Source organism: Dickeya sp. NCPPB 3274 (genome assembly GCF_000406205.1).
GTDB classification, from domain to species: Bacteria; Pseudomonadota; Gammaproteobacteria; order Enterobacterales; family Enterobacteriaceae; genus Dickeya; species Dickeya fangzhongdai.
Window position 1 is genome coordinate 3,719,666 of sequence record NZ_CM001979.1, and the last position, 19,928, is coordinate 3,739,593.

At 54.0% G+C, this 19,928-nt stretch carries 19 protein-coding genes and 2 tRNA genes; 4 read left to right on the forward strand and 17 right to left on the reverse strand.

The genetic code is table 11. The features are described 5' to 3' along the window. Positions 1 to 10: 10 nt before the first annotated feature. Positions 11 to 1,528, reverse strand: coding sequence for a bifunctional diguanylate cyclase/phosphodiesterase (locus tag DXX3274_RS16555; RefSeq protein ID WP_042860721.1), 1,518 nt, complete (start codon positions 1,526 to 1,528; stop codon positions 11 to 13). A 774-nt stretch (positions 1,529 to 2,302) separates the two neighbouring features. After that, entirely contained in the window at positions 2,303 to 3,094 is a 792-nt protein-coding gene (gene pdeH, locus DXX3274_RS16560; RefSeq protein ID WP_071603976.1) for a cyclic-guanylate-specific phosphodiesterase, read from the reverse strand. A gap of 348 nt (positions 3,095 to 3,442) precedes the next feature. On the opposite strand from pdeH, the gene DXX3274_RS16565 reads away from it, so the two are divergent. Continuing rightward, complete coding sequence (locus DXX3274_RS16565; protein ID WP_042860724.1) at positions 3,443 to 3,703, forward strand: YfhL family 4Fe-4S dicluster ferredoxin; 261 nt, start codon at positions 3,443 to 3,445, stop codon at positions 3,701 to 3,703. 59 nt (positions 3,704 to 3,762) lie between these two features. Here the strand turns inward: DXX3274_RS16565 and acpS are convergent, their stop codons facing one another. From acpS to rpoE, 11 genes are all read right to left on the reverse strand, one after another. Further along, positions 3,763 to 4,143, reverse strand: coding sequence for a holo-ACP synthase (gene acpS, locus DXX3274_RS16570; RefSeq protein WP_038666722.1), 381 nt, complete (start codon positions 4,141 to 4,143; stop codon positions 3,763 to 3,765). Continuing rightward, positions 4,143 to 4,874 (reverse strand): pyridoxine 5'-phosphate synthase, encoded by a 732-nt coding sequence (gene pdxJ, locus DXX3274_RS16575; RefSeq protein WP_042860725.1) that lies wholly within the window; start codon positions 4,872 to 4,874, stop codon positions 4,143 to 4,145. The genes acpS and pdxJ overlap by 1 nt, the downstream gene beginning before the upstream one ends. Positions 4,875 to 4,945: 71 nt before the next feature. Next, positions 4,946 to 5,680 (reverse strand): DNA repair protein RecO, encoded by a 735-nt coding sequence (gene recO / locus DXX3274_RS16580; protein ID WP_039694066.1) that lies wholly within the window; start codon positions 5,678 to 5,680, stop codon positions 4,946 to 4,948. A gap of 11 nt (positions 5,681 to 5,691) precedes the next feature. After that, positions 5,692 to 6,597 (reverse strand): GTPase Era, encoded by a 906-nt coding sequence (gene era, locus DXX3274_RS16585; RefSeq protein WP_038666713.1) that lies wholly within the window; start codon positions 6,595 to 6,597, stop codon positions 5,692 to 5,694. After that, positions 6,594 to 7,274 carry a ribonuclease III gene (gene rnc, locus DXX3274_RS16590; protein ID WP_013319008.1) on the reverse strand — a complete coding sequence of 227 codons (681 nt, stop codon included), beginning with the start codon at positions 7,272 to 7,274 and terminating at the stop codon, positions 6,594 to 6,596. Before rnc ends, era begins: the two co-directional genes overlap by 4 nt. Positions 7,275 to 7,454: 180 nt before the next feature. Continuing rightward, positions 7,455 to 8,423, reverse strand: coding sequence for a signal peptidase I (gene lepB / locus DXX3274_RS16595; RefSeq protein WP_042860726.1), 969 nt, complete (start codon positions 8,421 to 8,423; stop codon positions 7,455 to 7,457). A 16-nt stretch (positions 8,424 to 8,439) separates the two neighbouring features. Further along, entirely contained in the window at positions 8,440 to 10,239 is a 1,800-nt protein-coding gene (lepA, locus tag DXX3274_RS16600) for a translation elongation factor 4 (protein WP_042860728.1), read from the reverse strand. Positions 10,240 to 10,500: 261 nt separating this feature from the next. Next, entirely contained in the window at positions 10,501 to 10,971 is a 471-nt protein-coding gene (gene rseC / locus DXX3274_RS16605; protein ID WP_042860729.1) for a SoxR-reducing system protein RseC, read from the reverse strand. Further along, positions 10,968 to 11,918 (reverse strand): sigma-E factor regulatory protein RseB, encoded by a 951-nt coding sequence (gene rseB, locus DXX3274_RS16610; protein WP_042860730.1) that lies wholly within the window; start codon positions 11,916 to 11,918, stop codon positions 10,968 to 10,970. The genes rseC and rseB overlap by 4 nt, the downstream gene beginning before the upstream one ends. Further along, complete coding sequence (gene rseA, locus DXX3274_RS16615) at positions 11,918 to 12,583, reverse strand: anti-sigma-E factor RseA (RefSeq protein WP_042860731.1); 666 nt, start codon at positions 12,581 to 12,583, stop codon at positions 11,918 to 11,920. The genes rseB and rseA overlap by 1 nt, the downstream gene beginning before the upstream one ends. A gap of 49 nt (positions 12,584 to 12,632) precedes the next feature. Then, on the reverse strand, positions 12,633 to 13,208 hold the full coding sequence (gene rpoE, locus DXX3274_RS16620; RefSeq protein WP_022634480.1) for an RNA polymerase sigma factor RpoE: 576 nt from the start codon (positions 13,206 to 13,208) through the stop codon (positions 12,633 to 12,635). A gap of 358 nt (positions 13,209 to 13,566) precedes the next feature. Between rpoE and nadB the strand changes: the two genes are divergently transcribed. Beyond that, positions 13,567 to 15,168 carry an L-aspartate oxidase gene (nadB, locus tag DXX3274_RS16625; RefSeq protein WP_042860732.1) on the forward strand — a complete coding sequence of 534 codons (1,602 nt, stop codon included), beginning with the start codon at positions 13,567 to 13,569 and terminating at the stop codon, positions 15,166 to 15,168. A gap of 55 nt (positions 15,169 to 15,223) precedes the next feature. Here nadB and DXX3274_RS16630 read toward each other — a convergent pair whose 3' ends face one another. Beyond that, complete coding sequence (locus DXX3274_RS16630) at positions 15,224 to 15,967, reverse strand: tRNA1(Val) (adenine(37)-N6)-methyltransferase (RefSeq protein ID WP_042860733.1); 744 nt, start codon at positions 15,965 to 15,967, stop codon at positions 15,224 to 15,226. A gap of 134 nt (positions 15,968 to 16,101) precedes the next feature. Between DXX3274_RS16630 and srmB the strand changes: the two genes are divergently transcribed. Beyond that, positions 16,102 to 17,454 (forward strand): ATP-dependent RNA helicase SrmB, encoded by a 1,353-nt coding sequence (gene srmB / locus DXX3274_RS16635; protein ID WP_042860735.1) that lies wholly within the window; start codon positions 16,102 to 16,104, stop codon positions 17,452 to 17,454. 253 nt (positions 17,455 to 17,707) lie between these two features. Here srmB and grcA read toward each other — a convergent pair whose 3' ends face one another. Then, positions 17,708 to 18,091, reverse strand: coding sequence for an autonomous glycyl radical cofactor GrcA (gene grcA / locus DXX3274_RS16640; RefSeq protein WP_033569543.1), 384 nt, complete (start codon positions 18,089 to 18,091; stop codon positions 17,708 to 17,710). Between the two features lie 429 nt (positions 18,092 to 18,520). Here grcA and ung point away from each other — a divergent pair, with 429 nt between their 5' ends. Continuing rightward, positions 18,521 to 19,207 (forward strand): uracil-DNA glycosylase, encoded by a 687-nt coding sequence (gene ung, locus DXX3274_RS16645; RefSeq protein WP_042860736.1) that lies wholly within the window; start codon positions 18,521 to 18,523, stop codon positions 19,205 to 19,207. A gap of 148 nt (positions 19,208 to 19,355) precedes the next feature. Here the strand turns inward: ung and DXX3274_RS16650 are convergent. Next, positions 19,356 to 19,431: transfer RNA gene (locus DXX3274_RS16650), tRNA-Ala, on the reverse strand. Positions 19,432 to 19,480: 49 nt separating this feature from the next. Then, positions 19,481 to 19,556: transfer RNA gene (locus DXX3274_RS16655), tRNA-Ala, on the reverse strand. Positions 19,557 to 19,928: the final 372 nt, after the last annotated feature.

A 19,928-nucleotide genomic window follows, 5' to 3' on the forward strand; every position in this document is an offset into this window, starting at 1 on the left:
GAATCGGCGTTTACTGGTGGGTGTTCAAGTCATGATAGATCTGGGTCTGGCTTCGTCCCAATGCCTTCGCCTGATACATCGCCGCGTCGGCATTGATAGCCAGCGTCAGCGAATCCGTACCGTGCTCCGGATACAGCGCAATCCCGATGCTGCATGAGATATCCAGCTTCTTGCCCTCGATATAGAAAGGTTCATTGAGGGCATGGTGGATCTTGTCCGCGACATACAATGTGTTCTCAACCTCTTTGATCCCCTGCAGCAGGATGATGAATTCATCGCCGCTGCGGCGATACACCGTATCTGTTTCACGCACGGCGCCTCGCATACGCGCCGCGGCTTCCTTCAACAGCAGATCCCCGGTCGCATGGCCGAAGGTATCATTAATCTGCTTGAACTTATCCAAATCGAGGAACATTAACGCGATCTTGCGGTGGGTCTGGCGAGACAGCTGGATAGCCTGCTCCATTTGCTCGGCAAAAGTCAGCCCATTGGCCAGCGAAGTCAGAGAATCATAATGCGCCAGCTGTCGATAGTGCTCTTCACTGCGGCGCAGCATATCAATCGCCCGGTAACGCTCGATCGCCACCGCCACCAGTTGCGCTGACTTCTCGATCGAAGCGATTTCGTCCTCCGTCGGGGAATAAACCTTGCGGTGATAAACGCTCAACACCCCAAGAATTTCCTTGTTCTGCCCGAAAATAGGTTCAGACCAGCAGGAACGCAAGCCGGCGTACAACGCCAGACCTTTATACAACGCCCAATGGGGATGCGTGGAAATGTCTTCCGCAATCACGCGCTTGCCGGAGTAGGCGGCCGAACCGAACGAGGCGGCGCCGTCGGCAATTTTCACATTATGGATAGCGTTCTTGTAAAAGCCGGGCAGGCTGGGAGCCGAGCCAAGGGTCAGGCACCGCTTCTCCTTGTCGACCAGCAGAACGGAACAGACAATTCTCCCGGGGTTTTTCTCCTCTACGCTGAAGATGATCGCATCCAGAATATCCTTCAGCGGCGCGCCGCTCGACAGCAGCTCCAGTGCGCGGTTGTAGGAGTTGTCGTGGTGTTCCTGAGTCTTGCGCTCAGTGATATCCATTTTTATGCTGACATACTGAACCGCATCGCTGGCTTTATTATATATTTTGACGATGCTGGCTTTTTCCCAATATAACTGTCCGTTTTTCTTACGATTAATAAACTCGCCGTTCCAAATCTCGCCTTTATTCAGGGTGGACCACAGTTCCTCATACACGCTGGCGTTGGTCATACCGGAACTTAATATATTCGTCTTGCGCCCGATCACCTCTTCCGCTTCATAACCCGACATCACGGTGAACTGCCGGTTCACGTACACGATTTCGCAGCTTTCATTAGCGATCATAATGGATGATGGGCTGTATTCGGCGGCAAAGAACACCATGTTCAGGAAGTCCTGCTTTTTTTGTTCCGCGTTAGCTTTTTCCTGGAATTTGCGGCTCCTTGCAGAAGAAATCCCTAAGAGTACTATTAATAGGGTTATTATAATTTCATACACAATAACACTCTCCTCAGGCCCGGAACGGTCCTGATCGAACAAATCGCATCACTGAAGACGAAAAATCCCGGTAATAACTCCCCTCGTATGGATTTTCAGGGTTGGCACATTTCCGGAGAGTAGAAAGGATGAATGAAAAAACTATCCAGCTCTGCAGGACAGGTTCATAGCCATAAAAACGACAGCATAAAGCCTCCATTATATCGCCGTGTGCAGACCTAAATAATAGAATCAAGAGAATTAGCTTAATCAGTTATATTAATGATAGTTATAGACATAAGCCTGGCTAATATTTTGATACAGCTCTTTACAGATTTCGTAGCGCAGTATTTTGACTATCAATTTTTCGTAAGCAAATCAATTATACCGATAAGTCCCACCATTTTAATCAAAAATAACTATCACCAGTCGTTTTTTGATCGTTGGTAGCAAACATTAATTTTTTTGTCTTTATAAATCAAATAATTGCATCAGTAAAATCAACCAGTTCTTTCTCTTATGGTTGCTGTTTTTTTCGACTACCGTCACAGTTTACTTGTTCAGCAAACAGAACCTCGGCCACATAAAACACTATATTTATATAAAAAACAAGGCATAAAAAATGAAAAGTCCATGACTAGCAATCTAATCATTTATTTTATACTGTATATTGATGGAGTATGAATTTTTCTTTTACCCTCAACGCGCTAACGAGAACGCCGGCAGGTTTCCGGAGAGTCTGAATGCATTGCACACCCGGGTAAAAGCAACAAAGCGGCATAAAAGAAGGGATGATTACAGCTCTGACCGAAGATCTTCCAAATTTTCAAACGGTTGAGGTCGGGACAAGAAATACCCCTGAGCTGCCGAGGCGTTAGATTGTCTGACAATTTCCCACTCTTCTTCAGTTTCAACCCCTTCAATGACGACATCATTACAGTAAGTGGCAATCAGAGTGACCAGTGACGGAAACAGCTGCCGCCCCTCTTTGCTCTTAAGCAACATAATGAAAAGCTCGCGGGCGATCTTGATGCAGTCGTACCTTGCCGGCGCCAGCGAGGAGAAATTCGCCACGCCGCAGCCAAAATCATCCAGCCAGAGCCGCCCCGCTTCAGGCAATGTCGCCAGCGTGTCGTGAGGCAGAACCGCCAGACTTTCAACCAGTTCAAAACGCAACCAGGGCATGGTCGTCAGCAGTTTTTTGGCTTTGCGGTTTTCCTGTAACGCCAGCAACGTCAGCCCATCAATATTGACGGATGCGCGCAGCCCGTCCTGAACAAAACGGTCATGCCACTGGCTCAGCAGTTGTAATTGTTCAATAACGATATTTAAGCGTTCTTCGACATTGAGGCGGGCAAAGTAGTGTTCAGGAGATAAAAATTTTTGCGGCATGGACGGGTGAAAAACGGCTGTCAGCAATTCAATTCCCATTAGGCGACCGGTAGTACGGTAAATGGGTTGAAATCTGTACCGCCTGTGGCAGCTGTGCCAGTAATCAGCGTCTGCAAACTGTGCCTCCCCGGTGATGGAGGCTTCAGAGCCGGGCTGATTAAAGTGACTATTTTGCTGCACTATATGTTCCGCCATTGAAGGATATGCTTACGAATAAAAGTATACCACATGCATACATGAGTTTATCGACCTTGCCCTGACAATCTTTATCCGGGCCAACTGTAATGCGAGCTACAGTACAAAGCGAATATGACGGACACATTGCATGGGAATATTTGTTTTTTTATATCAAAAAGCTATGAGAAATTATGCATTACAATCGCATAATAGTGATTAATGTCTTCGTCGTATAGTCTCTCAATCCAACGAATAGGCTGTTTTTTTTAGCCCTTCTCCGCCTGCACCGTTTATGCCGCAACCAGGCTGTGTAACCGGCTCGCAGAAGAGTATAATCGGCGGCTGATTTATGAAAGGAAAGAAAACATGGCGCTGCTGATTACCGCGAAATGCATTAACTGCGATATGTGTGAGCCGGAATGCCCCAATCAGGCGATATCGATGGGGGATGAGATCTATGAAATTGACTCGTTACGCTGTACCGAGTGCGTCGGGCACTACGATACGCCAACCTGTCAGAAGGTCTGCCCGATAGACAACACCATTCTCAAAGACACTAACCACCTGGAAAACCACGATCAACTGTGGGAAAAATTTGTCCTGCTGCACCATGCCGATCAATTGTAGTTGCCGATCAATTGTAATTGTCGAACATTGAATATCGGCCAGCTCGATACCACTCAATTTTAATTTTCAATAATCACGGTAGCACAGGCGTAGTGGCGCTCATCCGCCAGCGAAACATGCACGTGCCGGACACCCATTGTCTCGGCCAGTTCGGCGGCGCGCGCCAGAAACCGTAAGCACGGTTTACCCAGCGGATCATTCGCGACTTCGAACTGCGCAAACGCCAAACCATCACGAATGCCGGTGCCAAATGCCTTGGCGGCGGCCTCTTTGACCGCAAAACGCTTGGCCAGAAACCGAACCGGCTGCGAATGGGCCTGATACTGCAACCACTCCTGTTCACTGAGCACGCGGCGAGCGAGACGATCACCGGAACGACCGGTGATCGCTTCAATACGGGCGATTTCGACGATGTCCGTGCCGAGACCCAGAATCGCCATCAGCGGCGAGCGTCCCGCATCAGGGTTTTCATTTCCGCCACCGCCGACGACAGGCCGCTCATCACCGCACGTCCGATAATAGCGTGGCCAATGTTCAGCTCGTGCATTTCCGGCAGCGCCGCAATCGGCTGGACGTTATGATAGGTCAGACCATGACCAGCGTTGACCTTGATGCCCCGACCCGCAGCATAGGTCGCCGCTTCACGGATACGCTCAAACTCCTGCTGTCGGGCAGCGTCATCTTCTGCATCGGCATAAGCGCCGGTATGAATTTCAATATAAGGCGCTCCGCTGGCTACCGCCGCGTCGATCTGGGCGTGGTCGGCATCGATAAACAGCGACACCTGAATACCGGCCTGGCGCAATTGCGTCACCGCCGCGGTAATACGGTCGAGCTGGCCGGCCACGTCGAGCCCGCCTTCCGTCGTCACTTCCTGCCGTTTTTCCGGCACCAGGCAACAAAAATGCGGTTTCAGTTCGCAGGCTATCGCCAGCATTTCATCCGTTACCGCCATCTCCAGATTCATGCGGGTCTGGATGGTCTGGCGCAGCAGGCGCACATCGCGATCGGTAATATGGCGTCGATCTTCACGCAAGTGTACGGTAATACCGTCCGCTCCCGCCTGTTCCGCCACAAATGCCGCCTGTACCGGATCGGGATACGCCGTGCCACGAGCATTACGCAGGGTGGCGATATGGTCAATATTTACGCCCAACAACAACTCAGCCATGATCCATCCTTCAACAATAAATGACCGCCGCAGTGTACACCCCGGCTGCGCATGACGATACCCTGCCGGTACTAGATCTTGCCGTCCGGCGACGCCTTATAGGGCTTTGGCATAAATTGCCGAAATAATTCGCGGCTTTTCAGTGGTTTGCCGCCAAGGTAGGGTTTTAGCGCCATGCGGGTAAAACGTTTGGCGGCGCGCAGGGTATCGATATCAGGAAACTCCCTTGACGCCAGCGCCTGCAGCTCGCGTCCGGTGAAACTGACGTTATCCACCACCAGACTGGCAATGAAGCCTTTTTCCGCCCGATAACGGTAGGTCATGGTATCGGCAACCGGTTCGCCGCTACCGGCACAATGCAGGAAATCCACGCCATAACCGAGATGCTCCAGCAACGCCAGTTCGAAGCGGCGCAAGGCTGGCTCAGGCGAGCCGCTGGCGGCAGCCAACTGTTGCAAGCAATGGAGATAATCGAAAAACAGAGCGGAATAATCGGTTTCCAGTTCCAGCACCCGCGTCAGCAACTCGTTCACGTACAAGCCGCTGTATAACAACGGGCCGCTCAGCGGTAACGCCAGAGAAACCGGTTCGGCATTACGCAGGGTTTTGACTTCGCCGCGCCCGCCCCACCGCACCAGCAGCGGCGTAAAAGGCTGGAGAGCGCCTTTTAGACTGGAGCGCCGCGCCCGGGCGCCTTTCGCCAGCACCCGTACGCGACCTTCATTTTCAGAAAACAGATCCAGCAGCAGGCTGGTTTCGCTGTAAGGTCGCCCATGCAAGACAAACGCGCGCTGCCAGCCTTCCATCGGCGCACACCTTACAAATCGTCGATATAACCCAGGCTACGCAGCGCACGTTCATCGTCTGCCCAGCCGGATTTAACCTTCACCCACAGTTCCAGATGAACTTTGGCCTCAAACATCTGTTCCATGTCCTGACGCGCTTCGATGCCGATGGTTTTAATCTTGGCGCCTTTGTTACCGATCACCATCTTCTTCTGGCCTTCACGCTCCACCAGAATCAGGCCGTTGATGTCGTAACCGCCGCGCTCATTGGCAACGAAACGCTCGATTTCCACCGTAACCGAATACGGCAACTCTTCGCCCAGAAAGCGCATCAGCTTTTCGCGGATAATTTCCGACGCCATGAAACGCTGTGAGCGGTCGGTAATATAGTCTTCCGGGAAATGGTGAATGGCCTGCGGCAGATGTTTGCGCACAATCGCGGCGACGGTATCGACATTGGTCCCCTTCTCAGCAGAGATCGGCACCACATCGAGGAAATTCATCTTTTCGCTCAGCATCTGGATATGCGGCAGCAACTTGGTCTTGTCCGCCACGTTATCCACTTTGTTGATGGCTAGCAGCACCGGCGTTTTTTGGTCGCGCAGTTTGTTCACCACCATTTCGTCATCGTCTGTCCAGTGGGTACCTTCCACCACAAAGATGATCAATTCCACATCGCCGATCGAACTGCTGGCCGCGCGGTTCATCAGGCGGTTGATGGCGCGCTTTTCTTCAATGTGCAACCCAGGCGTATCCACATAGATAGCCTGATACGGCCCCTCGGTATGGATACCCATAATACGGTGACGCGTCGTCTGCGGCTTGCGGGAGGTAATGGACACCTTCTGTCCCAGCAGCTGGTTCAGCAAGGTGGATTTACCGACATTCGGCCGGCCAACAATCGCGACAAAGCCGCAGTAGGTCTGTTCTTCGCTCATTCAAGCTCCAGCTTTTTCAGGGCCTGTTCCGCCGCAGCCTGTTCAGCTTTACGACGGCTTGACCCGGTACCCACTACCGGCTCGCTAAACCCGCTGACCTGGCAATGAATGGTAAATTCTTGATCGTGCGCCTCGCCACGCACCTGCACTACCAGATAGGTAGGCAACGGCAGGTGGCGTCCCTGCAGGAATTCCTGCAGGCGGGTTTTCGGATCTTTTTGCTTGTCGCCCGGGCTAATCTCATCCAGACGAGTCTGGTACCACTGGAGAATCAACCGCTCTACGGTCTGGATATTGCTGTCCAGAAACACGCCGCCAATCAACGCTTCCACGGTATCCGCCAGAATCGACTCACGACGGAAACCGCCGCTTTTCAATTCGCCGGGACCAAGACGCAGGCATTCGCCCAGTTCAAACTCTCGGGCAATCTCCGCCAGCGTATTGCCGCGCACCAGCGTAGCGCGCATTCGGCTCATATCGCCTTCGTCAACACGCGGAAACCGGTGATACAGCGCATTGGCGATAACGAAACTCAGGATAGAATCCCCCAGGAACTCCAGCCGTTCGTTATGTTTACTGCTGGCACTGCGGTGAGTCAGCGCCTGCAATAAAAGGTCATATTGTTGGAAAGTATAGCCCAGCTTTTTTTGTAAACGATTTATCAGGATGGGATTCATGTGTTACCAATAGATCTATAATGCCTTTTTAAACAACAGCATACGGAACAGCCCTGCCTTGCCACTAAAAAGTCAAAACTGTTTCGTTTGCAGTGGCTCCCGCCCGGGAGCCAGCATTTATTATTCAGAAATATTCTACAACGGAAGTCGCAAATATGCTGCGAGTTTATTTACATTCAATTAATGAATTCCACCGATACGGCTTAAACGCACACCGGTAGGCCATTCACCTTCTTGTTTTTCAAAACTCATCCAGATAGCCGTCGCCTTACCCACCAGATTCCGTTCCGGCACAAATCCCCAATAACGGCTGTCCGCGCTGTTATCACGGTTATCGCCCATCATGAAGTAGTGACCGGCCGGCACCACCCAGGACCCCAGCGACTGACGCATCTGTTGGTAATAAAGCCCAAGCTGATCCTGAGCGCCCGGCACGGTGAGGATATTGTGAGTGACCTCGCCCAGCGTTTCCTTGCGAACAGCCATGCGAATGCCTTCACTCTTCTGACCAACCGGAATCTGGTAGAAACCGCTGGTCATCTCGCGCCCGGTTCCGCTGAACGTCTGCACGAAATCACTGGGTTCCACATTGCTGTAGGTCACCGGCAACGCGCTGCCGCAGCTCGGCTTGTCGCCGCACCCCGGCTGAATGGTGACCTGCTTGGCGATCGGGTCGTAACTGACTCGATCCCCCGGCAGACCTACAACACGCTTGATGTAATCCAGACGCGGATTTTCAGGGTATTTGAATACCGCGATATCGCCGCGTTTCGGGTGCCCGGTTTCAATCAAGGTGGTCTGAGTTATCGGATCCTTGATGCCGTAAGCAAATTTTTCGACCAGAATGAAATCCCCGATCAACAGCGTCGGCATCATCGAACCGGAAGGAATCTGAAACGGCTCGAAAATAAATGAACGCACCACAAACACCAGCGCCAGCACCGGGAAAACCGACGCAAACGTCTCGATCCAGCCCGGCTGTTTGATGCTGTTAGCCAGCGTTTTCCCGTCGACAGCCCCATTAACCTGCTGACTCAGCGCGGAAATCTTGGCGCGCCGCGCCGGCGCCCATTTGAACCGTTCCAGACACCAGACAATGCCGGTCACCAGCGTCGCCAATGCCAAAATCAGGGCAAACATATTGGCCATGCCAACTCCTCAGGGTTTATTTGCTTTCTTTTCCAACATGCAGAATGGCCAAAAACGCTTCCTGCGGCAGCTCGACGTTCCCTACCTGCTTCATGCGTTTCTTCCCTTCCTTCTGTTTCTGCAACAGTTTTTTCTTACGGCTGACGTCACCGCCGTAACACTTCGCCAGAACGTTCTTGCGCAGCTGTTTCACGGTGGAGCGGGCAATAATATGGTTGCCGATCGCCGCCTGAATCGCGATGTCGAACTGCTGACGCGGGATCAGGTCTTTCATTTTTTCCACCAGCTCACGGCCGCGATACATCGAATTATCACGGTGGGTGATCAGCGCCAGCGCATCCACGCGCTCGCTGTTGATCAGCACGTCCACACGCACCATGTCCGATGCCTGGAAGCGTTTAAAGCCGTAATCCAGCGAGGCATAACCACGAGAAGTGGACTTGAGGCGATCGAAGAAGTCGAGTACGACTTCCGCCATCGGAATTTCATAAGTCAGCGCCACCTGATTGCCGTGATAGACCATATTGGTCTGCACGCCGCGTTTTTCCACGCACAGCGTGATCACGTTGCCCAGATACTCCTGCGGCAGCAGCATGTGACACTCGGCAATCGGCTCGCGCAGTTCTTCGATATTATTGACCGGCGGCAGTTTGGACGGGCTGTCGACATAAATCACGTCGTTGCCGGTGGTTTTCACCTCGTACACCACCGTCGGCGCGGTCGTGATCAGGTCGAGATCGTATTCACGCTCCAGACGCTCCTGAATGATCTCCATGTGCAGCAGACCAAGGAAACCGCAGCGGAAACCGAAGCCCAGCGCAGTGGAGCTTTCCGGTTCGTAAAACAGCGACGCATCGTTCAGGCTGAGTTTGCCCAGCGCATCGCGGAAGGCTTCATAGTCGTCGGAACTGATCGGGAACAGACCGGCGTACACCTGCGGTTTAACCTTTTTAAAGCCCGGCAGCGGCTTTTCAGCCGGTTTACGCGCCAGCGTCAGGGTATCGCCCACCGGCGCGCCCAGAATGTCTTTGATGGCGCACACCAGCCAGCCTACTTCGCCGCATTGCAGCGCGTCGCGGTCCACCTGCTTGGGCGTGAAAATCCCGAGACGCTCGGCGTTGTACACCTGACCGGTGCTCATCACCTTGACCTTATCGCCTTTGCGCAGCGTGCCGTTCTTGATACGGATCAGCGACACTACGCCCAGATAGTTGTCGAACCAGGAGTCGATGATCAACGCCTGCAACGGCGCGTCCGGATCGCCTTCCGGCGGCGGAATCTCACGCACCAGACGCTCCAGCACATCCGGCACGCCTACGCCGGTCTTGGCGGAACAACGCACCGCGTCGGTGGCATCGATACCCACGATATCTTCGATTTCCTGGCTGACGCGATCCGGATCCGCGGCCGGCAGGTCAATCTTGTTCAACACCGGCACCACTTCCAGATCCATTTCGAGCGCGGTGTAGCAGTTGGCCAGCGTCTGCGCTTCGACCCCCTGCCCGGCGTCCACCACCAGCAGCGCCCCTTCACAGGCGGCCAGCGAGCGGGAAACTTCATAGGAAAAGTCAACGTGACCCGGGGTATCGATAAAGTTCAGCTGATAGGTTTCGCCGTCAGAAGCTTTGTAATCCAGCGTCACGCTCTGAGCCTTGATGGTAATACCGCGCTCGCGCTCCAGATCCATGGAGTCCAGCACTTGCGCCTCCATTTCACGTTCGGACAAGCCACCACAAATTTGAATGATGCGGTCAGAGAGCGTCGACTTACCGTGGTCGATGTGAGCAATAATGGAGAAATTTCGTATATGCTTCATTATAAAAGTTTTTCTACCTTGGTATTTCTGAAATTCTTGCCGAACGGCACGCGCAATGTGATGACAGCCATAGCCACTGTCATATACCTGAATCGCAGCATTCTACATGCCAGACGGTGGAAAACCTAGTCATGGCGCACCGAATCAATTCCTTGATTATGGCAAGGTTGCGAATGAGAAGATGAAAGCAGAGGTAAAAAGTCATTAAAAGCGAAAAATCGGGAGGCGGACAGGCCGGCCAGCCTGCAAGCCGCCTGCGTTTCAACGCCCCGGCGTCACATCGGTGCGCAACAGATTTTCGGGCAGAGAAACCTGCAGAATCACCGGCTGATAACGCTGATTATTGACGATTTTCGCCGATAACCGCTTTACAGCAGCGAAACTCACCGCCACGCCGGCAAATGCCCCCGCCACGGTCGCCGGTTCGCTGCCCAGCCAGTATTGCATCAAGGCGGCGCCCAGCATCAGCCCCAGCAATGGCAACAGATAGACCAGCATCGCCGAACGCAGGAGGCTTGATTCCGCCAGGCCGATTTCCACCCGTTGACCAGGAAGTAGCGGCTGCGAATACGGGACGGTCAGTTGATGCGTTGCCGCTCCGCCAATCTGGTTCAACACGCCGGTGCCGCAGGACGAGCGAGACTGACAGCTCTGGCAACCGGAACGCTGTTCACAATGCAACACAGCGGTGCCGGACTGCCATGAAACCACCGTGGCCCACTCTTTAATCATGGTTGCGCCTTGAAGATCACGTTATCCGCGATGCGTTTGGCTGTCGCCAGCGGCAGTTCGCCAATCACGGTGATTTCCCGGTTATCCCGCACTTCGGTATGGATCGTTTTACGGCCCAGCGATGCATTCTGATCAGGATGATTTTCCCCAACCGGGCTGATATTAACGGAGAAACTGAACAATCCATCGCTGTAAAGACGCGATTCCGCCAGACCGGTAACCCCCGGCAACGGCCGCTGACTGCGTGACACTTCTTCCACGCCAACCGGCAACCACTCCGTCACCCAGTTGAAATTAGCGGTCGAGGTGGTGGGAATGCTGAGCAACGGCGGCTGGCTGACTTTATCCATCGGCTTCATGGCAAGCTGCACATTTTTATCCACCGTTACGGAAATCGCCCGGTACTGTTCAAGCAGATCGCCATTCTGATCAAGCAGGTCAACCCGCAACGGCAAACGCGACTCCGCATCAAGACAGACGATATAACTGAAACGGGTGCCGTCCCGGGAGACGATTCTCACCACATCGCCCTGACGATCCGCCAGACGGATACGGCCGGTAGGAATAAAATCGTAATAAGCGGACAGCCGTTCCACATTGGCAAAAATCAGGGCCGGCAACGAGTCGACAATATGGTCGCCCGACAGGGTAAACGGTTCGGCATCCGCTTCGAAATAGCTGATGTCGCTGCCGCGCTGAATCACTTCACGCTTCGGCCCGTCCAGATGGATCAGCTCGGCCAGCGTCTCGCCACTTTGCACCGAATGACGGTAGCGTAATGACTCAATGCCCTGCCGGGAAACGCTGATGTAGTAAATCTCGTAGTTCAGTGATCGGCTGGCGCTGCTCATCTGCTGCAACAACGCCCCGGAATCGCTTGCCGGGGCGAGGGAGGAATAAGACAGGCTGCCTAACAATATGCATGCGGCAAACCAGGAACGCTTCATTACTGCGGCTGAATTCCTAATGACTGAGTACCGGGCACCTGTACGGCGGCTTGCTGTTGACTCCCCTGCTGTTGCAGCTGGAGTTGATCGGAATGCACACGGCGTTGCAGTTCATAATCCTGCAGCAACGCATTGATGCGTTCATGCTGCGCCTGCATCTGACGCTGCCCGGTATGCGCCACGCTGTTCTCGGCCGGCACGCTCAGGCTGACCGGAGAAGCCGAACCGCCCATCACAGGCAACGTGCTGAGCGCTGGCGTCGTATCCGCCACACTGTCGCTCATCGCATTGTTTTGCTGGTAATGCTGCACACCGACAATCACCGCCAGCGAAACACAAGCCGCCACGCCAATCTGCGTCAGATGGCTGACCAGAGGACGAACCTTGTGCCAGAACGACAGCGCCTGCCAGGTGCGGGGATGAGGCTGGGATTCCGGCACCGCCTGCGGGTTGAACTGCACCGGTTCCTGTTCGAGGGCGGCGGCCACCCGAGCGGCGATATCAACATTCATCAGCGTTTCGCTGACATCGCCCCGCAAAGTGTCACGCACCAGATGATAGCGCTGCCAGCTTTGCTGCAACTTGTCGTCTTTCGACAAGGCGCCCAGCAGTGCATTGTCCACTGCCTCACCATCCATTAAAGCGGAAAGTTTTTCTTTCTGCATAACTTCACCTTACCTTGTCAAACCCGTCATGAGTAACGTTAAGAACAAGCTAACGCTGAATAAGCGGTTGCACTTTATTATCAATCGCTTCCCGTGCGCGGAATATACGCGAGCGGACAGTGCCGACCGGGCAATCCATGATGGCGGCAATTTCCTCATAGCTCAGCCCATCCAGTTCACGCAGCGTAATTGCCAGACGCAAATCCTCAGGCAATGACTCGATAGTATGGAAAACGATCCGTCGTAATTCCTCAGACAACATTAAGTTCTCAGGGTTCGATATTTCTTTCAACGCGCTGGCATTTTCGTAATTTTCCGCGTCGTTGGCGTCCACATCGCTGGACGGCGGACGCCGCCCCTGAGCCACCAGATAATTCTTCGCCGTGTTGACGGCAATACGGTACAGCCAGGTGTAAAAGGCACTCTCGCCACGAAACGATTCCAGCGCGCGATAGGCTTTGATAAACGATTCCTGCACCACATCGGGCACGTCCCCGGCGGGAACGTAACGCGATACCAGGCTCGCCACTTTATGCTGATAACGGACGACCAGTAAGTTAAACGCCTTTCTGTCGCCTTTCTGGACCCGCTCAACCAGCACCTGATCCGCTAACTGCTCGCTCATCCGAGATCATGTCTCCCCAAAACCGTGTCGCCACGCCTAAGTCATGTACTGCCAGCCATATATCTGAAATCGAGCAAGCACCGGGTTGGAGTCTTTTTACGTCATAAAGTTCCGTTGCATGAAGCATTTTTTGCATCCTGCCGGATACCCGTCGCATACCACCGTGCCGCCCTGCGGGGTTTTATTCTCATTGCTGCCCCGTACAACCGCGAAAATCATACGTCAAAAGCCTGCGGCTGGCACCCCGTTCTACTGTTTTGCATCAGCCTTGTTTAATTTATAAAACAAAAAACTGCATTTAAGATAAATTACGTGCTAAATTCAAAAATACGGTTTTATAAATTAAACAAAAACGATTATGTCGTCTCTCAAAGACTACCATTGTGATGTGCTGATCATCGGCAGCGGCGCCGCCGGGTTATCACTGGCGCTGCGTCTGGCTCCTCATGCCCGCGTGATGGTGCTCAGCAAAGGACCGCTCAGCGAAAGCGCCACCTTTTATGCACAAGGCGGGATCGCCGCTGTGTTCGATGAAACCGACAGCGTCGACGCCCACATCGACGATACCCTGATTGCCGGCGACGGCTTGTGCGATCGGGAAGCGGTATCGTTTATTGCCCGTAACGCCCGTCATTGCGTGCAATGGCTAATCGATCAGGGCGTTCGGTTCGATACCGAAACCGCGCCGCACGGCGAAGCGCGCTATCATCTGACGCGCGAAGGCGGTCACAGCCATCGCCGTATCCTGCACGCCGCGGACGCCACCGGCAAAGCGGTGGAAACCACCCTGGTCAGCCAGGTGAGACAGCATCCCAATATTGTATTGCTGGAGCGTTGTAATGCGGTGGATTTGATCACCTCCAGCAAGCTCGGCCTGCCCGGCCACAAACGGGTGGTAGGCGCTTACCTGTGGAACAGGGAAAAAGAGCATGTCGAATCGTGCCGCGCCAAAGCCGTCGTGCTCGCCACCGGCGGCGCGTCCAAGGTCTACCAGTACACCACCAACCCCGATATTTCTTCCGGCGACGGCATCGCCATGGCCTGGCGTGCGGGTTGCCGGGTAGCGAACATGGAATTCAACCAGTTTCACCCCACCTGTCTGTACCATCCGCAGGCCCGCAATTTTTTGCTGACCGAAGCGCTGCGCGGCGAAGGCGCCTGGCTGACGCGTCCGGACGGCAGCCGCTTTATGCCTGCCTTTGATAAGCGTGCGGAACTGGCGCCGCGGGATATTGTCGCCCGGGCGATAGACCACGAAATGAAACGACTGGGCGCAGACTGTATGTATCTGGACATCAGCCACAAACCGGCGGATTTCATCACGCAGCATTTCCCCACTATCCATGAAAAACTGCTGTCGCTGGGCCTTGATCTGACCCGCGAGCCGATTCCCATCGTCCCCGCCGCGCACTACACTTGCGGCGGCGTAGTGGTTGACCAACAAGGACGCACCGACCTGGACGGCTTGTACGCGATTGGCGAAGTCAGTTATACCGGCCTGCATGGCGCCAACCGCATGGCGTCCAACTCGCTGCTGGAGTGTCTGGTGTATGGCTGGTCCGCCGCCGGGGACATTCTGCAACATTTGCCGGAGAAAACGCTGGTGGAATCGTTGCCGCGCTGGGACGAAAGCCAGGTGGAAAACTCGGATGAAAGAGTCGTGATTCAGCACAACTGGCACGAACTGCGGTTATTGATGTGGGATTACGTCGGTATCGTGCGCACGACGAAAAGACTGGAACGCGCGCAACGACGTATCACGCTGCTGCAGCAGGAAATCAGCGAGTATTATGCCCACTTCCGTCTTTCCAACAATCTGCTGGAGTTACGCAATCTGGCTCAGGTGGCGGAATTGATTGTACGCTGCGCGCTGGCGCGCAAAGAGAGCCGCGGGTTGCACTACACGCTTGATTATCCGCAGCGGGCGGAAAAAGCGCATCCCACGATCCTGCATCCCTGATGGATGTAATGCCGGGCCAGCGCCCGGCCGCCTTCGACAAATCCCATGAACACGCTCACATGGATAAATAAAAATCCCGCGCCAGCGCCTGAAACGACGCCGAATAGCGACGGTTGTCGTCACGGATGATTAACGACGTCCGGTCCAGCGTCGCGGGCTGTCGCCCCAACGACAATAGCACCCGGTTTACCGGACGGGCCGCATTATCCGCGACCTCAACCCAGGCGTCGGCATGCCACGCCAGTTGCTGCGCCAGCGTCACAAAGTTGTCCGCCGCCTGTACCGGCAACACCACGCAAAATCGCCCGTCTGACGTCAGCAACCGACTGGCGCAATCCAACAGCGTCTGATGAGTCAGCGTAGCGGTATAACGCGCCTGCGCGCGCTGGGCTGAGGCGCAGTCGACGCCGGGGGTAAAATAAGGTGGATTACTGACAATCAGTGAATAGCGCGCGGCGGCAGTGCGGGCATACGCAAGAATATCGGTCTGATGAATCCGTATACTCTCGGCCCAGGGCGACGCCGCCGCATTGTCTGCCGCCTGCTCGCTGGCGGCAGCGTCCAGCTCGACCCCATCCACCGGAACGCGCCCACCGCTGCGCTGCGCCAGCATCAGAGCAATCAGGCCGGAGCCGCAGCCGATATCCAGAATCCGCGACGCCTCCCGCAACGGCGCCCACGCGCCCAGCAGCACGCCGTCGGTGCCGACTTTCATCGCACAGCGGTCGTGCGCCACAAAAAATTGTTTGAAGGTAAAACCACCCGCGCGTAACGCTGGTGTATGCTGCAGAGACGTCATTGTTGTGCCATTTATTGCTAAACCGGGGTTAGCATAGGAGAAACGCCAGCCCTAGAAAAGTGGTCGAGGCCGCTTAAACAGATGAACAACCCCGCCAATGCGTCTATAATCAGCGCCCCGAACAGAGGTAGACCATGACTGCGACCAATTTTTCCGAGTTTGATCTTGACGATAGCCTGCTTGACGCCCTGCGCGACATGGGCTTCAGCCGCCCGACCGCCATTCAGGCCGAGGCTATTCCCCCGGCGATGGAAGGACGGGACGTACTGGGCTCTGCGCCGACCGGAACCGGTAAAACCGCAGCCTATCTGCTGCCGGTATTGCAGCATCTGCTGGATTTCCCACGTAAAAAATCCGGCCCGCCGCGTATCCTGATTCTGACCCCGACCCGGGAACTGGCGATGCAGGTGGCGGATCAGGCTCGAACGCTGGCCGCCCACACGCATCTGGACATTGCCACCATCACCGGCGGCGTGGCCTACATGAATCACGCCGAAGTGTTCAGCGAGAATCAGGATGTGGTGGTCGCCACCACTGGTCGTCTGTTGCAATACATCAAAGAAGAGAATTTTGACTGCCGCGCGGTGGAAACCCTGATTCTGGATGAAGCCGACCGCATGCTGGACATGGGCTTCGCTCAGGATATCGAGCATATCGCCGGAGAAACCCGCTGGCGCAAGCAGACCATGCTGTTCTCCGCCACGCTGGAAGGCGACGCCATTCAGGATTTCGCCGAGCGTCTGCTGAACGATCCCATCGAAGTGGAAGCCGAACCGTCGCGGCGCGAACGCAAAAAAATCCTGCAGTGGTACTACCGCGCCGACGATGTTCAGCACAAAACCGCCCTGCTGAGTCACCTGCTCAAACAGCCGGACGTAACCCGTTCGATCGTGTTCGTGCGTAAGCGCGAGCGCGTGCATGAACTGGTGGACTGGCTGCGGGCGGCGGGCATTGAGTCCTGCTATCTGGAAGGGGAAATGGTGCAGGCCAAGCGCAATGAAGCCATCAAACGGTTGAGCGAAGGCCGGGTAAAAGTGTTGGTCGCCACCGACGTCGCCGCCCGCGGGCTGGATATTCAGGACGTCAGCCACGTGTTCAACTTTGATTTGCCGCGCACCTCAGACGTTTACCTGCATCGCATCGGACGTACCGGTCGCGCCGGTCGTAAAGGTTGCGCCATCTCGCTGGTGGAAGCACATGACTACCTGCTGCTGGAGAAGATCGGCCGTTATTTGAATGAGCCGCTAAAAGCGCGTGTGGTCGATGAACTGCGCCCAACGACTCGGGCACCGAGCCCCAAAACCACCGGCAAGCCGTCTAAAAAAGTGCTGGCCAAGCGCAAAGAGCTGAAGCAAAAAGAGAAAGAAAAACAGAAAGCGAAGGTCAAGGTGCGCCATCGCGACAGTAAAAATATCGGTAAACGCCGTCAGCCCAGCGCCCAAACGCCGGCGGAGCCGCAGAAAGAAAAACCGGCGGATAACAGCTGAATCTGACCTGCTGATACTATGATCTGTTGATACTCTGACCTGTTGATACAAAAAAGGGAGCCAATTGGCTCCCTTCTCATTATCGCTAAGAAGCACGTGCGTCCTAATGTCACAGCACGTTCCCTTCTTCAAAACCAATACCGCTCCGCGCTATCAACCACAGCTACCGGAACTCACTCCCCAGAAAAAACAATGCCGGACACCTTAGGTGACCGGCATTAACCAGACAGTGGTCTTTTTTACCGACGCGCGCTTACAGGCTTTCGGTAAATGTACGGGTGATCACGTCGCGCTGCTGTTCCGGCGTCAGCGAGTTGAAACGCACAGCATAGCCGGACACACGGATGGTCAGCTGCGGGTATTTTTCCGGATGTTTAACCGCATCTTCCAGCGTTTCACGACGCAGCACGTTCACGTTCAGATGCTGGCCGCCTTCGACACGCACTTCCGGTTTGATTTCCAGCGGTACTTCGCGATATTCAAACTGACCCAGATCGCTGACGGCAACGATCTGATCTTCGTTGAAATCGGATTTAGCGCACACGCAACGCGCCTGAGATTTCTCTTCATCCAGCAGCCAGAAAGAGTTAACCAGGGCATTGTTATTTGCTTTGGTGATTTGAATACCTGTAACCATTATTGCCTCCGTTAAGCGGCGTCTTATTGAACCGAATACAAAATCCACGGTTGGCAACAAATCGCCAACGGCATTAACGCCAGCGCAAAACCAACCGAATCTGATTACCTGTATACCAGTCCTTTCCCGACCACTCTTTGATATAAGTCAATTTTAGCCAGGCGTAATTTTGCGTGAAATCCATAATCGTTTGTTTTATATCAATTTACACTCAAAACACGAATGCAATTATTTTTGTAAATTTTAAAAAAAATCAGCAAAATACGATTCATCGCCTGCCAAACGCGGTTAATGGTTTTCCCTGTTCAGCTTTGACGGTAAGCTTACCCATCAGGACTGACTAATCAGGCTGCGCTTTCGCCAGATGGTATTCAGGCGGCGGCCGACTAGCGCATTGAACTCACTACCGTATTGAACAAAGAGCCTCCCATGACCACTTCCCTGACCTGGCACGACGTGCTGGCCCAAGAGAAAGAACTACCCTATTTCGTCAATACGTTGTCGTTCGTTCATCAGGAACGTACAGCAGGCAAGGTGATCTACCCGCCGCAGAAAGACGTCTTCAACGCCTTTCGTTTTACTGAATTTCACGATGTCAAAGTGGTGATCCTGGGACAGGACCCGTATCACGGCCCGAATCAGGCGCATGGGCTGTCGTTTTCAGTTCGCCCAGGCGTGCCGGCACCGCCGTCGCTGGTCAATATCTACAAAGAGCTGGCTAACGATATCCCCGGATTTGAAATTCCGTCTCACGGCTTTTTGCAGAGCTGGGCGCAGCAGGGCGTGATGTTGCTCAATACCGTGCTGACGGTGGAAGCAGGCAAGGCGCATTCGCACGCCAATCTGGGCTGGGAAACCTTCACCGACAAGGTGATCGAAAAGCTGAACGCGAACCGGGAAGGGATTGTATTCCTGCTGTGGGGATCGCACGCGCAAAAAAAAGGCAGCATTATTGATACGCAGCGGCATCATGTGTTGAAGGCGCCGCATCCCTCGCCATTATCTGCCCACCGCGGTTTTTTAGGGTGCCGCCATTTCTCCAGAACCAATCAGTTGCTGGAACAACAGGGCGATTCGCCGATCGACTGGACACCCCGCTTGCCGGAAAATTCATAATACGCCGCGTCATTGTCTTTGCTGGCCAGAGGCTTTTAGCTTGTCGTAGACAATGACCATAAACTTTATGTGTGAAATCGGAAAACGAAAATCTGGAATAAACGTCAGAGAGATAACAAGGAAAATACTGCGAAAGGAAAAAGGAATTTGGTGGAGCTAAGCGGGATCGAACCGCTGACCTCTTGCATGCCATGCAAGCGCTCTCCCAGCTGAGCTATAGCCCCACACCAGATGATACCGTCAAAAACCAAATACTTTATGGGATGGAAGATTTGGTGGAGCTAAGCGGGATCGAACCGCTGACCTCTTGCATGCCATGCAAGCGCTCTCCCAGCTGAGCTATAGCCCCGTATCGACACTGTATCGTGTGAACGGGTCGCATGATATGCAACGCCCCCAACCCTGTCAACGCCAAAATCCATTTATCCGATCAACCGCTGAAAAAGCCGTCAAAGTGCGGCGAGAATGGCAACATACGGAAAAAAGCCGCGTACTCTCAGGCGTAAAAACCACCGCTAATCAAGCCGGTTTGAGATTAGCTTATGACAAAAAAGTTTTTCTTATTTTTCACGCACCAACAATGCGTAACCAATTCTATTTGCTTAGGTTTTCAAAACATGAGCGATAGCTCAAGAACAGGCCGGAGAGCTGGCACGAGCGCTGCACGCCTGATATCACCAGGCCAGGCTGAAAAATAGAAAACAAAAAACCCTGGCAAGCC

Coding starts and splice junctions, on each gene's coding strand:
- pdeH (WP_071603976.1), bottom strand. CDS start 3,094: ATGGCGGAACATATAGTGCAGCAAAATAGTCACTTTAATCAGCCCGGC.
- DXX3274_RS16565 (WP_042860724.1), top strand. CDS start 3,443: ATGGCGCTGCTGATTACCGCGAAATGCATTAACTGCGATATGTGTGAG.
- acpS (WP_038666722.1), bottom strand. CDS start 4,143: ATGGCGATTCTGGGTCTCGGCACGGACATCGTCGAAATCGCCCGTATT.
- pdxJ (WP_042860725.1), bottom strand. CDS start 4,874: ATGGCTGAGTTGTTGTTGGGCGTAAATATTGACCATATCGCCACCCTG.
- recO (WP_039694066.1), bottom strand. CDS start 5,680: ATGGAAGGCTGGCAGCGCGCGTTTGTCTTGCATGGGCGACCTTACAGC.
- era (WP_038666713.1), bottom strand. CDS start 6,597: ATGAGCGAAGAACAGACCTACTGCGGCTTTGTCGCGATTGTTGGCCGG.
- rnc (WP_013319008.1), bottom strand. CDS start 7,274: ATGAATCCCATCCTGATAAATCGTTTACAAAAAAAGCTGGGCTATACT.
- lepB (WP_042860726.1), bottom strand. CDS start 8,423: ATGGCCAATATGTTTGCCCTGATTTTGGCATTGGCGACGCTGGTGACC.
- lepA (WP_042860728.1), bottom strand. CDS start 10,239: ATGAAGCATATACGAAATTTCTCCATTATTGCTCACATCGACCACGGT.
- rseC (WP_042860729.1), bottom strand. CDS start 10,971: ATGATTAAAGAGTGGGCCACGGTGGTTTCATGGCAGTCCGGCACCGCT.
- rseB (WP_042860730.1), bottom strand. CDS start 11,918: ATGAAGCGTTCCTGGTTTGCCGCATGCATATTGTTAGGCAGCCTGTCT.
- rseA (WP_042860731.1), bottom strand. CDS start 12,583: ATGCAGAAAGAAAAACTTTCCGCTTTAATGGATGGTGAGGCAGTGGAC.
- rpoE (WP_022634480.1), bottom strand. CDS start 13,208: ATGAGCGAGCAGTTAGCGGATCAGGTGCTGGTTGAGCGGGTCCAGAAA.
- nadB (WP_042860732.1), top strand. CDS start 13,567: ATGTCGTCTCTCAAAGACTACCATTGTGATGTGCTGATCATCGGCAGC.
- DXX3274_RS16630 (WP_042860733.1), bottom strand. CDS start 15,967: ATGACGTCTCTGCAGCATACACCAGCGTTACGCGCGGGTGGTTTTACC.
- srmB (WP_042860735.1), top strand. CDS start 16,102: ATGACTGCGACCAATTTTTCCGAGTTTGATCTTGACGATAGCCTGCTT.
- grcA (WP_033569543.1), bottom strand. CDS start 18,091: ATGGTTACAGGTATTCAAATCACCAAAGCAAATAACAATGCCCTGGTT.
- ung (WP_042860736.1), top strand. CDS start 18,521: ATGACCACTTCCCTGACCTGGCACGACGTGCTGGCCCAAGAGAAAGAA.